The sequence below is a fragment of the Novosphingobium sp. BL-S-24 genome (assembly GCF_055521575.1).
Window position 1 is genome coordinate 988,252 of record NZ_CM145488.1, and the last position, 12,911, is coordinate 1,001,162.

General features: G+C 61.5%; 10 protein-coding genes and 1 tRNA gene. 4 read left to right on the plus strand and 7 right to left on the minus strand.

The features are described 5' to 3' along the window. Window positions 1-10: 10 nt before the first annotated feature. Window positions 11-943: a hypothetical protein gene (locus tag ACZ1JM_RS09980; protein ID WP_465134658.1), complete on the plus strand. Its 933-nt coding sequence runs from the start codon at window positions 11-13 to the stop codon at window positions 941-943. 42 nt (window positions 944-985) lie between these two features. On the opposite strand, the gene ACZ1JM_RS09985 is transcribed toward ACZ1JM_RS09980, so the two are convergent. From ACZ1JM_RS09985 to ACZ1JM_RS09995, 3 genes are all read right to left on the minus strand, one after another. Beyond that, window positions 986-1,630, minus strand: a complete 645-nt coding sequence (locus ACZ1JM_RS09985; RefSeq protein ID WP_465134659.1) for a hypothetical protein — start codon at window positions 1,628-1,630, stop codon at window positions 986-988. A gap of 336 nt (window positions 1,631-1,966) precedes the next feature. Continuing rightward, window positions 1,967-3,298, minus strand: coding sequence for a tyrosine-type recombinase/integrase (locus tag ACZ1JM_RS09990; protein WP_465134660.1), 1,332 nt, complete (start codon window positions 3,296-3,298; stop codon window positions 1,967-1,969). A 182-nt stretch (window positions 3,299-3,480) separates the two neighbouring features. Next, window positions 3,481-3,570, minus strand: a tRNA-Ser gene (locus tag ACZ1JM_RS09995). 155 nt (window positions 3,571-3,725) lie between these two features. Between ACZ1JM_RS09995 and hspQ the strand changes: the two genes are divergently transcribed. Further along, window positions 3,726-4,106, plus strand: coding sequence for a heat shock protein HspQ (gene hspQ / locus ACZ1JM_RS10000; RefSeq protein ID WP_465135032.1), 381 nt, complete (start codon window positions 3,726-3,728; stop codon window positions 4,104-4,106). Between the two features lie 7 nt (window positions 4,107-4,113). Here hspQ and ACZ1JM_RS10005 read toward each other — a convergent pair whose 3' ends face one another. Both ACZ1JM_RS10005 and ACZ1JM_RS10010 read right to left on the minus strand, forming a co-directional pair. Beyond that, window positions 4,114-6,264, minus strand: coding sequence for a bifunctional diguanylate cyclase/phosphodiesterase (locus ACZ1JM_RS10005; protein WP_465134661.1), 2,151 nt, complete (start codon window positions 6,262-6,264; stop codon window positions 4,114-4,116). A 171-nt stretch (window positions 6,265-6,435) separates the two neighbouring features. After that, window positions 6,436-7,341: an ABC transporter permease gene (locus tag ACZ1JM_RS10010; protein WP_465134662.1), complete on the minus strand. Its 906-nt coding sequence runs from the start codon at window positions 7,339-7,341 to the stop codon at window positions 6,436-6,438. Between the two features lie 123 nt (window positions 7,342-7,464). On the opposite strand from ACZ1JM_RS10010, the gene ACZ1JM_RS10015 reads away from it, so the two are divergent. Both ACZ1JM_RS10015 and ACZ1JM_RS10020 read left to right on the plus strand, forming a co-directional pair. Next, on the plus strand, window positions 7,465-8,172 hold the full coding sequence (locus ACZ1JM_RS10015) for a GcrA family cell cycle regulator (RefSeq protein WP_465134663.1): 708 nt from the start codon (window positions 7,465-7,467) through the stop codon (window positions 8,170-8,172). 22 nt (window positions 8,173-8,194) lie between these two features. Next, a complete protein-coding gene (locus ACZ1JM_RS10020) occupies window positions 8,195-8,884 on the plus strand; it encodes a peptidylprolyl isomerase (RefSeq protein ID WP_465134664.1) in 690 nt (229 codons plus the stop codon). A 472-nt stretch (window positions 8,885-9,356) separates the two neighbouring features. Here ACZ1JM_RS10020 and ACZ1JM_RS10025 read toward each other — a convergent pair whose 3' ends face one another. Together ACZ1JM_RS10025 and pnp are read right to left on the minus strand one after the other, a co-directional pair. Then, window positions 9,357-10,433, minus strand: coding sequence for an NAD(P)H-dependent flavin oxidoreductase (locus ACZ1JM_RS10025; protein ID WP_465134665.1), 1,077 nt, complete (start codon window positions 10,431-10,433; stop codon window positions 9,357-9,359). 128 nt (window positions 10,434-10,561) lie between these two features. After that, entirely contained in the window at window positions 10,562-12,880 is a 2,319-nt protein-coding gene (pnp, locus tag ACZ1JM_RS10030) for a polyribonucleotide nucleotidyltransferase (protein WP_465134666.1), read from the minus strand. Window positions 12,881-12,911 lie beyond the last annotated feature (31 nt).

Here is a 12,911-nt window from a genome sequence, read left to right on the forward strand (position 1 = left end):
TTCGTGGCCGATGAACAAGCCAATGATCCGCCAACGCAGACACGCCATGTTGATCCCGTTGTCGGCGCTTGCCGCGCTCGTGCTCGCCACCTCAACGCCTGCGCTAGCGTCCGCCCAAGTCTCCAACGGCATCGCGACCAATATGTCGATTCAGAACGACGTGGCTGCGAACGGGAGCGTGCCCGGCGACAACTTCGTAGGTGACGCACCACCGCAGGCCAAGGCGACGGAGGCAGGCGAGGCGAACGCGGCGAATGCCGAGGTTGCACCCGCGACCGACACGGACCGGGGCGGCGGCGACGAACGGGGCTGGCTGAAAGTAATCGTTGCCGGGCTGGTCGGCGCCGCGGGCGTCCTCGCGACCCAATGGATAACCGCCCGCACCAACCCCGCGATCGCCAGAGAGCAGGCGGAGATCAGCAAGTCCGCAGTGCAGGTCGCCGCGGACGCCGCGAAGGCCTCTGCGCTCGGCGCGAGCGCCGCGGTCGAAAGCGCGGGGGCCGCCCGCGAGAGCGCGGCGGTCGCCGGGCGGAACGCCGACAACCTCGGCGTGCACGCGGTCGCCCGGCTGCGGCAGGACTGGATCAACTCCGTCCGCGACGAGCTGTCCAGGCTGCATTCCCTTCTGGCGAACTACCGGCCGCTCCCAACTAATGCCACGCCGGGGCAGATCGTCGCGCATCAGCAGGGCCAGCGAGATGCCAACCAGTGCCGGGCGAAGATCGCGCTGCTGCTCAACCCCCGCGAGGTGCCGTCGCGCAACCTGACCATGGTCATCCGCCGGTTGGACCACCCGACGCTATCGACCGCCGACCGAGCCCGGTGGGCGCGGTGGCTCGTGCGCTGGGGCCAAATACTGCTGAAAGAGGAATGGGACCGGGTGCGCGCCGAGCTCAAAGGCGAGAAGCTCGCGGTGCCATTCAGGAGGGACCGGCGCCCCTGATACCCGGTGGCTCCGCGCCGCATCGAGCCGGCTTGCGTCGGGTCATGCGGCCCGCAGGTCGTCGCCGATGCCCAGCTGGCCAATCAATGTCGCCCACGCCTTTATAAAGGCGAGGAAGTCCGCCTCACGCACGGCGACCAGCCGATATGTCTCGCCGGCCTCGCGCTGTTCCGGCGTCTCCTCGTATCTCGAAAGGAAGCCGAGCCACTCGACCCGCGCGCCTGCGACCTCGTGCCCGTCTTCGTTGAGGTAGACGATGCTGCCGTGCGCGAGCGCGTTGCGGAGCACCCGCAGGACCTCGACCGCGCGACGCCTGCCGATCGTGTTTGCCTCTTCCGCCATCGACCTGACGTCGCGCTCGTCCCGCCAGCCGGCGACTTCGTTCGGATCGCCCATGATGCGCGCGAAGCGCCATCGGACCGGTGACGCCGCCGCCCATTCTCCGACTTCGACCCATCGCTGGCCCGCGATGCGCTTCAGGCCTGCGGCGAGGTCGTGGCCGGCACCGTGCAGCGGGTGCCGGGCGTTGAGCCTTTCGAGCGGAACGGTCAGCATCGACGAGGCCAGCATGATGGCGAACGTGCCGACCAGGTCCTGACGGGTGGCATCGCTCTCGAAGCTCTCGAGCAGGGTGAGACACCGCGCTGGGAACTCTGTGACGAACCGGTCTGGAATCATAGCAGTCATATAACCCGCTGGCCTAAAGCTGAAAATGACGAATGCGTACGTGCGTCACCTGCCGTCGCCGTAACGCGAGAGTGCAGCGGCGCTCGCTTTCCAGATGCAGGAATTGGGTTCAGCAGGTTGAACGGAAAAAAAGGAAGCCTGCGGCGCAGCCCACAAGCATGAGGATTAAGCCATCAAAATTGCGAAAGACCGGTTCCGGCGTGAGCGGACATTCCCGCCACCGCATCGGAACGGCGAATTTTGGTCGCAAACGGCCGGTTAGCCAAAGGAAGGGTCGGTAGGAATCCTTGCCCTCCCTCGGCTCAGTCAGCAACGTTTTAGGCGCCGGAGAATAAACTACATCCGCGCTGGGAAGCGAAAATCTGCCTCGACGATCGGCAGCATGCGCCGACGCGAGTGCAACCCTATTTCCTTTGCGGGCCCGGCGAGCAGCGAGGCCGGATCGGGCAAGCCATCGGTCAACACTCCGGCCCAAACCTCGGCCAATTCCCGGCGGCGAGGAAGGTAGGCTGCCCGGTTGTAAGCGCTCTCGACCCTTTCCTTGGGAACATGGGCAAGCATCAAATCGATGACCTTGCGATCATGGCTCTTGCCTTCCCGCTCCGCCCACTCGTTCATGATCGTCGAGAAGGCTGCGCGAAAACCGTGCGGGACATGACGACCGTGATAGCCTGCCCGGTTGAGGAGATAGCCGATCGCATTCTCGCTCATGGGCTTGTGGGAATGGCGGGTGCTGGGGAACACGAACTTGCCCCCGCCGGTGAGCGGCCAAAGCGCCCTGAGCACGCCCACCGCCTGAGGCGTGAGGGGAACGAGGTGATCGCCGTCGATCTCGTCCTTGCGATCAAGATCTCCTTTCATCCGTGCCGCGGGGATGCGCCACAGCGGTTCGCGACCATCGAGATCCTCCATTTCGGCCCAGAGCGCCCCGCGAAGCTCGCTCGGCCGCACCGCAGTGAGTGCAAGCAGGCGCAGGGCCAGGCGGGTGATGGGGCGGGCATAGTCTCCTTCCGCAGCGACGATCATCTTGCGCAGGGCCTCGATCTGGGTGATCGCCGGTTGGCGGCCCTTTCGCAGCGGCTTGAGGACAGCGCCGAGCTTTTCGGCCGGATCGTTCTGCGCAATGCCCTGGGCGATCGCATAGATGAAGACGGCGGATATGCGTTGGCGTACGCGCCTGGCCGTCTCGATCGCGCCGCGCTGCTCGATCGCTCGAAGAACGCCGAGGACATGAGGCGGTGTAAGGCTCGCGATCGGGAATTCGCCGATCAAGGGGAAGACGTCGCGCTCGAGGCTGCGGAAAATATCGCTGGCGTGGACAGCGGCCCACTGGGCCTTCGCATTAGCGTGCCATTCGCGGGCGACCCGCTCGAACGTCTGGCGCTCCGCCTCGAGAACCGCCTCTACCCGCAGCTTCTTCGCGATGGTGGGATCTCGACCCTGGCACAGCGTGGTATAGGCTTCGTCGCGTTTTGCCCGCGCGTCAGAAAGCGTGACCAGCGGATATGCGCCGAATGCCATCCCCTTTTGCTTGCCATCGAACGTGTAGCCCCACCGCCAGAGTTGTCCTCCGCTGGGCGTCACGAGCAGGAACAGTCGATTGGTGTCGGTGAGCTTGTAGGGTTTGGGGCGCGGCCTTGCCGCGCGGACCTTCGCTTCAGTGAGCATCTGCGATCTCCAAAAAGTACCACGTTTTTGGACGCCGCGTACCACGTTTGCGTGCTTCCAGAGCGCTGGAAGGGCATGGACGGGTGCGGACGACCGGAGCCGAACTGGCTAGCTAAACGTCGGTAATCAGGGAGAAAAAGTCCATCCCAGTGGTCCTTTGTGGACCGTTCTGGAAGGGCTCTTGGCGGAGAGGGTGGGATTCGAACCCACGGTACGGTTTCCCGTACACTGCATTTCGAGTGCAGCGCATTCGACCACTCTGCCACCTCTCCGCTAGAGATCGAGATACAATGGGGTTTGCCCACCGGGTCAAGGAAGCGCGCGGTTAGCGGACTTGCGGTGGCTTGCCAACCCCCAAATGCACTTTGTCGGGAACGAGGTGCGATGCGGCTTGTTTGATTTGGACATGAAACCTATATCGCAACCCATGAATAGAGCGTCCTTTTTCTCTCCTCAAGCCGGACGCGTGATCGATGCTCCCCGGCAGATGCGGGCGCAATTTGCGATCGGGGACGTCGTACGACATCGGCATCACGATTTTCGTGGCGTCGTTTTTGACGTTGATCCCGTCTTCGCAAATAGCGAAGAATGGTATCAGTCGATTCCGGATGACGTTCGACCCATGCGCGATCAGCCATACTATCATCTGTTGGCCGAAAACGAAGAATCCAGCTACGTGGCATATGTCAGCCAGCAGAATTTGCTCGGCGATGCGGACGGAGGGCCGGTGGATCACCCTTCCCTGGCCCAGATGTTCGATCAATTTGATGAGGGACGGTATCGGCTCCGTCCGGGATTAGCCCACTGAGAAAGTCTTAGCTTGCTATCCGGTGTCGCGATAGGACGCGGGGCTCAGGTGGCATGTCGCAAATTTGATCGATTTTCGAACTTGGGACCGGCCGTGACAGCAGGAACCCCTGAACCTCATGACATCCGACGCGACTGAGGAATGCACATTGTGCATGATCTTCCACCCCCTCGGCAGTCAGTTGCAAACCATTTGCCCTTGCCAGGGAAACGATCGCCTCAACCAGCGCCGCACCGGGTATGGTTCCCACCGCTTGGACGAACGATCGGTCTATCTTGATCCGATCCACCGCGAGATCGCGTATGTGGCTGAGCGAGGAATATCCGGTGCCAAAGTCATCAAGCGCGCAAGCCACGCCCATGGCGCGCAACGCCCGCAAGGATTGTGCGACGTCCTCTGACGCGGTCATAAGCGCAGTTTCGGTCAGTTCCAATTCGAGCCGGTTGGCCGAAAAGCCAGTCTCGGCTAACAAGTCACGTACGGTTTCCGCAAAATGACGGCTGTGCAGCTGTGTAGGTGACACGTTCACCGCCACGCGTAGGCCGGGCCAGGAGAGAGCATCTCTTACCGCTCGGCGCAGAACCCAGTCTCCCACCACCTCGATAAGATTGAATTCCTCAGCCGAGCGAATTAATTCGATGGGGCCGATCAACCCAAGCTCCGGATGCTGCCAGCGCAAAAGCGCCTCCACACCAACCATGCGGCCATCGCGCATTGCGTATATCGGCTGATAGTGAACCTCCAGATGCCGGTCGCAATCCGCGATGGCCATCCGCAATTCCCGGTAATGTTCTTCTCGCGCGTGAACATCGACGTCCATGTCTGACGTGAAGAAGCAGAAGCGGCTGCGCCCTTCGTGCTTGGCGCGATACAATGCAATATCTGCCTTGCGGGTCAACTCGGTACGATCAAGTCCGTGACCCGGCGAGACCGCTACACCAACGCTCGCACCAATGAAGGCGGGCGACCCGTCGAGATCAAAAGGGCGTTCCAGTTCGGCGATCACCCGCGTGCAGATCCGCTCAATCGTCGCGCGATCTTCCGGCTCGCCGATCAGGATGGCGAACTCGTCTCCGCCCAATCTTGCGACGAAATCATATCCACGAACTTCAGCCTCAAGGCGCTGGGCTACCTGCCGGATCAGTGCGTCTCCCGCCGGATGGCCGAGGGTGTCGTTCACTTGCTTGAAGCGATCGAGATCGATGTAAAGAAGCGCGAGCAATGAGTTTTTGCGCCGTGATCGCATCAGCGCCTCTTCCAAACGCTGCTCGAACATCGCCCGGTTCCCCAAACCGGTAAGCTCGTCATGCATGGCTCGGTGCTGGGCATCGTGACGGCTTACTTCAAGATCGTGAGTACGCCGCGCCAGTCGGCTGGCAAGAAGATAGATCACGCCGGTAGACAGCAACAGCACAAGCAACAGGAACGGGCCGACGGCGGACGTGACCTGACTGCCAGGGGCAAACGGTTTCCAGACCAGAAAGCCAACAATGCCACCGGATCGGTTCCGGATGGGTGCAGATCGAGAACCAGAATCGCGAGCGGGGGCAACCGCATAATGCGCAGCATTCATTGAATATTGACGGCCGACGCGAGAAAAGTAGCCATCATCGAGATAAAGGATCGCGGCATGGACTGCCTCCTTGCCGGGCTTCTGCCGCAACTTGGCGCTATCGGTCACAATGGGCTTTACACTGACGACAGCCGGCCGACCCTTCACGATCGCAAAGTCCCCATAGCCTGGCGACAACATCGCAAGATTAGAGTTGGTGCGCACCTTGATTAAGCGGGTGGATCGCAGTTTGGCGACGAGGGGTAAGACAGCGTCCTTTACAGCGATGTAGCTTTCTGGGCGAACACGATCGCCATCGCCCATTGCATAGATCGGTCTGTCCTCGGGATCGAGGACGTAGACCTCATCAATTCCGGCGTATTCCGTAAACCAGCCGCCAAGATTAAGGTCCATCCACGACAGATCTAGCGGACGCTTGCGCACCTGACGGACAGCTTCCTCCCAGATGGTGGAGGACTCTTGTGCGTGGGCTACCCGCTCTGACGCTTGCGACAGCACAAGCGAGACGATGTCCCGATCTCGTTCGAGGGCAATCCGGTCAACCTCGCGCCCTGACCACAAAAGCAGCATCAGAATGCATGTCATGACGCACAATGCCGCAAAGACGATTGGCGTCGTAAATCTTACGACGGTCCGACTGCGACTTTCGCTCGAGGCCTGCTTATGCATCACCGTCCACCGATGTGCATACCCATGGATAACTTTTCGTTAATAAAAGGAGTAGATCGGTCCTTTCTCCCCGTGGCCCGTTGATCTCTACCCCTTCAGCTTCCAACCAGAGCGCAAGACAACGAAAACGATCGTCGCCAGCGCCGCATCAAGCAAGCCGATGCCGATAGCGCTATGCAGCACCGCCATATTGGTATCGCCGATGTCGCTCTGGCCGAGGAATCCAAAACGGAAACCGGAAATAACATAGAAGAAGGGGTTGGCCCGACTGATGGCCTGAAAGGCTGGAGCCAGATTGTCGATCACATAGAACGTGCCCGACAGTAGCGAAAGTGGCGCGATGACGAAGTTGGTCACGGCCGCGTTGTGATCGAACTTTTCCGCCCAGATGGACGACAAGAAACCGAGCAGCGCAAGAAAGACCGAACCAGTCAGGCCGAACCACAGGACCGCCCACGGATGCGCCATCGAAAGGTCGACGCCCGGCCACAACAGCATCGCCGCCGTCAGCGCCAATCCCACCAGCACCGCACGCGTAACGGCAGCGGATACGATCGCCAGCATCAACTCGCCCTCGGTCAGAGGCGGCATCAGGAAGTCGATGATCGTGCCCTGGATCTTGCCCGCAAGAAACGAGAAGCTGGAATTGGCGAAAGCGTTCTGCATCATGCCCATCACGATCAGGCCCGGCGCCACGAAGGTCGCAAAATTGACGCCAAGCACTTCCCGGCCACCCCGACCTAGGGCCACCGTGAAAATGACGAGGAACAGCATCGTCGTGATCGCGGGCGCCCAGATCGTCTGGGTCTGGACCTTGAAGAAGCGGCGCACCTCCTTCATATATAGGGTCTTGAGCCCCACCCAGTTCACTTGGTGGATTACCGGCTCTCCCTTTGCCGGAAAGCGACCCGGAAGTGGCATAGCCTGGGTGGATTGCGGCATCGCCGCTCCCACGGTCGTGGTCGGTTGAGTCGAATGGGGTTGATCGGGCATGGACCGGCGACTATCGGCTGTACGCTTGCGAGGCAAGGGGCGCCTGAATTTCCGGGGCGATTCTCGTGACGCATCCTGTGGGACGGTCGCGTGGCGCCCTACCTTAGTTATGATGGAACTGTGATGAGCTGGACTGACGAGCGGATCGAGAAGCTGACCAAGATGTGGGAAGGCGGTGCCACCGCCAGCCAGATCGCGGACGAACTCGGCGGCGTCAGCCGCAATGCGGTGATCGGCAAGGCCCACCGTCTTGGCCTGAAGGCTCGCCCTTCCCCGGTCAAAGCCAATGAAAAGCCAGCACGCCCGGCGCCGCCGAAGAAGGCCAGACCGGATGCAGCGCCGCCAGTCGCGCATGCGCCGGAACCTGAGCTAAAGGCTCCCGCCGCGCCGATACAGGCGCGCACCGCTCCTGTCGCTCCTCCTACACCGCCACGCGCGCCAGAACCTTCGCCTATCTCTGCAGATGCGCCTGCGCCTGCGCCTGCGCCTTCGCAGCCGCGTGTCGTATCGGTAGGCCCCGGAGGATTCCTAAGGCAAGGGCCTGGCGATCAGCAGCAGCCTATACCGCCCGCACCCCCACGCCGCCTTGTGCCCGCCAAGCCCAGTGCGGATATTGCTGACAAGACCAGCCTGCTGGATCTCAACGATCGTGTCTGCCGCTGGCCCATGGGTCATCCGGGAGAGCCGGACTTCCACTTCTGTGGCGAAAAGGTGAACCCCGGCTTCCCATATTGCGTTGAGCATTGCGGACGTGCCTATCAGGCGCAACTGCCGCGTGGTGCACGTCGAGCGCCCCCGCCGTTGCCGTTCGGCGGCCCGCGCGTCCGCTGACCCGATGCGGCGGCTTGGCAGCATGATTACGCAGACGGCGCTGGCGCTGCTGGCGGCGCCCTTGTTCATCACACCTGCTCTGGCTCAGGAGGTCGCGCAGACAGCCCCTGCAGCGATGACCCCGCCCGCTGCGGTTGAAGCTGCAAAGGCTCCGGTGCCTACCGAATGGGTCTACGTCGCTCTCACGGTCTCGCAAGGGGTCATCACTCTTGCGCTCGACAAAACGCACGCGCCTCTGACTACCGCTAACTTCCTGAAATACGTCGACGCGAAAAAGATGGACGGCGCGGTGTTCTACCGCGCCATGCACTTCGATCACGATCCCAATCAGGGCCTGCTGCAAGGCGGCGTGCGTAACGGTGCTAACTTGCTGCCCCCCGTGGCGCATGAACCGACCAGCAAAACCGGCATCAGACATGTGGCAGGCACCGTATCGATGGCCCGCTTCGCCCCCGGCAGCGCAACGGCCGACTTCCTGATTCTGCTGTCAGACATGCCTTCCCTTGATGCAGAAGAAGGCAACGAGGGCAAGGACCCCGGCGCCGGCTTCGCCGCATTCGGCCACGTCGCCTCGGGCATGGATGTGGTCAAGACGATCTGGAATCTGCCTCGTTCTACCACCAAGGGCGAAGGCGTGATGAAAGGCCAGATCCTCGAAAACCAGGTTCGCATCATTACCGCGGGGCGTACCAAATCACCCCAAAATCCCTGATCATGCCGGGCTAACTCGCTCCGCGCCTAGCCCGACCCGCTCGTCAAAATCCGATCTTAACGCCTACCATCAGGCGATTACTCTGTGCTCCGGGTAGCTGAACCGAACCCATGCGAAGATCGATAGTGGCATTGTCACTCAGCCGGGCTTGAGCCTTCGGTAACGCCGGAGTAGGGCTCGCGGGTAATATGGGCAGACGGTCGGCATCCGGACTGCGAGCGCAAACAACAATTTCGCCCGCCGACCCACCTCCGCAGGGAGGACGAACCATGCCGGACTTCATCCCGAGGTCAGCGCCAGCCGCCACATCAAACTCCGCAGCGACATGCGGAAGATGTATCGCATGCGGTGCTTCGGGTAACGGCACGACCAATCTCCCTGACTCGATGCGGCATCATTATGCTGCTCGATCAAGGCAATTTGAAGGCGATTGGTGCCTATTGAACACTGAAGCTAATTACCTGTCAGCGCTCTAGGCAGGTCTGCCGCCCCGATGTTCCTCAAGCTCCATTTCCAGAACCTCCATCAGCCTGGCGGCAGGCATCGGCCGTGTCAAAGGAGCCCCCTGCCCTGCCCATTGCGCGCCGAAACCATACTCCCCCTTGGATTTCGCCGCAGCATTAAGCGCTTTTCCGGCATCGTAAGCGATTGGGTAATCCGGTGGACGAACCCCTTTAGCTGATGTCGCCAGCTCGGTGAACCTGTTTGCTAGCGCGCGCGCCGGTCGCCCGGAGATGAGAGACGTCAACGTCGTATGATAAGCTCCTGGCCCTGCCAGCGCGGCGCGATATGCCTCGTCTGCGGAGCTTTCGGTGCAGGCGATGAACGCTGTGCCCAGTTGTGCGGCGATGGCACCCAGATCAAGCACTGATGATATCCCGGCACCATCCATGATGCCTCCCGCGGCGATGACCGGAAGCCCGCCCTGACTGACCAGCAGTCGCGTCAACGCAATGGTGCCGAGCGCGTCGTCCGTCGCCGACGGATCGAAAATGCCGCGATGGCCACCGGCTTCAATTCCCTGTGCCACGACGACGTCGACTCCCGCAGACTCGATCGCGCGCGCTTCTTCGATGCTGGTGGCGGTTGCCATCAAAAGAATGCCGCTTCGGCGTAGCGCTTGCACGTAGGATGCGGGGGGAATCCCAAAATGGAAGCTGACAACTGCGGGCGAAACGTCCAGCAGCATCGCCAACATGTCCGGATCGTCGTTGAAGCTGCGGTAAATGGTGCTCAGCGTTCGCGGAGGCGAGGCTCCAAATTGCGCGAACTGGGGGCCCAGCCATTCTACCCATTCGGCTTCCAGAGCAGGATCCACTTTGGGCGTGTCGTGGACGAACACATTGACGTTGAAAGGGCGCGAGGTGCGCGCCTTCAAGTCTTCTATCATGGCGCGTGCACCGCTGGCGTCTACGGCACCGACCCCGATCGAACCCAACCCGCCCCGGTTCGATACCGCAGCCGCCAACGCCGGTGTAGAAACGCCCGCCATCGGTGCTTGGACGATGGGAACTGACAGTCCCAGCCGATCGATAAAATTAGAAACCATGACTACCAATATACGGGGAATAAGGGCAATTGCATCCCTGATCCGTTCGGTATTCAGCACGGTCTAAACGAAAAGGGCCGCACTCTCGTGCGACCCCATCGTTACACGCCCGATCAAAGGCGATCCGGTCAGTCTTCCTTGAGGAAGGCCGGCAGATGGTCGGGATTGCCGCCACCGTTCTCCCCGTCGCGATCACGACGCGGGCCGCGATCACCGCCGCCACGCGGGCCACGGTCACGGCCGCCACCGCCGCCTTCACGGCGCGGGCCACGACGATCGCCGCCACGGTCGCCGCCGGGACGATCGCCACGCGGTTCGCGTGGTTCGCGAGCCGGACGGGTGTCTTCCAACTCAGCACCGGTTTCCTGATCGACGACACGCATCGACAGGCGAACCTTGCCGCGCGGGTCGATCTCGAGGACCTTGACCTTTACTTCCTGGCCTTCCTTGACGACGTCGGTCGGCTTTTCGACACGTTCGTTGCGCATTTCGGACACGTGGACAAGGCCGTCCTTGCCACCCATGAAGTTCACGAACGCCCCGAAGTCGACGATGTTGACGACCTTGCCGTTGTAGACCTTGCCGACTTCCGCTTCCTCGACAATTCCGAGGATCCACTTCTTGGCAGCTTCGATCTGCGCGATGTCGGACGACGAGATCTTGATCGTGCCTTCATCATCGATGTCGACCTTGGCGCCGGTTTCGGCGACGATCTCGCGGATGACCTTGCCGCCCGTGCCAATAACGTCACGGATCTTCGACTTGTCGATTTGGATCGTCTCGATGCGCGGGGCATGAGCCGACAATTCGGAGCGCGAAGAACCAAGAGCCTTGGTCATTTCACCGAGGATATGCGCACGGCCGGCTTTCGCCTGCTCCAGCGCCTTGCCCATGATTTCCTTCGTGATGCCGGCAATCTTGATGTCCATCTGCATCGTCGTGATGCCGACTTCGGTACCAGCAACCTTGAAGTCCATGTCACCGAGGTGATCTTCGTCACCGAGAATGTCGGAAAGAACCGCGAAGTCCTTGCCTTCCAGGATCAGGCCCATGGCGATGCCCGAGACGGGGCGAACCAACGGCACGCCGGCGTCCATCATCGAAAGGCTGCCACCGCAAACGGTCGCCATCGAGGACGAGCCGTTGGACTCGGTGATGTCCGACAGAACGCGGATCGTGTAAGGGAAGTGTTCCTTGGCGGGGAGCACGGGGTGCAGCGCACGCCATGCCAGCTTGCCGTGACCGACTTCGCGACGACCCGGAGCGCCGAAGCGCCCCACTTCACCGACCGAGTAGGGCGGGAAGTTATAGTGCAGCATGAACGAGGAATACGACAGGCCTTCAAGGCCGTCGATCATCTGCTCCGCTTCCTTGGTGCCAAGGGTTGTGGTGCAGATCGCCTGCGTTTCGCCGCGGGTGAACAGCGAGGAACCATGCGTGCGCGGCAGGAAGCCGACGATCGCTTCGATCGGGCGAACCTGGTCGAGCTTGCGGCCATCGATGCGCTTGCCGTCCTTGAGGATGGCGCCGCGAACGATTTCGGCTTCCAGCTTTTTCATGGTCTTGATGGCGACCATCTGCGTCTGCGGCGTCTCTGCGCCAAACGCTTCCTTCGCCTTGGCGCGGGCGGCGTTCAGGGCGTTAGCGCGGGCCGACTTGTCGGTCAGCTTGTACGCAGCGGTTACATCCTTGCCGACGGCCTTCTTCAGTTTGGCCTTGATGTCGGCGGTGTTGTCCGACAGGTCTACGTCCCAAGGATCCTTGGCAGCCTTTTCGGCCAGATCGATCACGAGGTTCACAACCTTGCGGATTTCGTCATGCGCGAACATGACAGCGCCGAGCATGACTTCCTCGGTCAGTTCCTTGGCTTCCGATTCCACCATCATCACGGCATCGCTGGTGGCGGCGACGACGAGATCGAGGCTGCCGTCCTTCAGAGCGACGTCCTGCTTGGGGTTCAGCGTATATTCGCCATCGACATAGCCGACGCGCGCAGCGCCGATCGGGCCCATGAACGGCACGCCCGAGATCGTCAGCGCGGCCGACGCGGCGATCATCGCAACGATATCGGCTTCGGTTTCACCGTCGTAGCTCAGAACCTGAGCGATAACGTTGATTTCGTTGTAGAACCCTTCAGGGAACAACGGGCGAATCGGACGGTCGATCAGGCGACTGGTCAGCGTTTCCTTTTCGGTTGCGCCGCGCTCACGCTTGAAGAAGCCACCGGGGATGCGGCCGGCAGACGAAAACTTTTCCTGATAGTGGACAGTCAGCGGGAAGAAGTCCTGGCCTTCCTTCACCGACTTGGCGGCGGTCACTGCGCACAGGACCACGGTTTCGCCGTAGGTGGCAAGAACAGCGCCGTCGGCCTGACGGGCGATGCGGCCGGTTTCCAGGGTGAGGGTCTTGCCGCCCCACTCCATGCTTACGGTTTTGACGTCGAACATAAGATTTTCCTCGACCCACCGGCCCTATTGC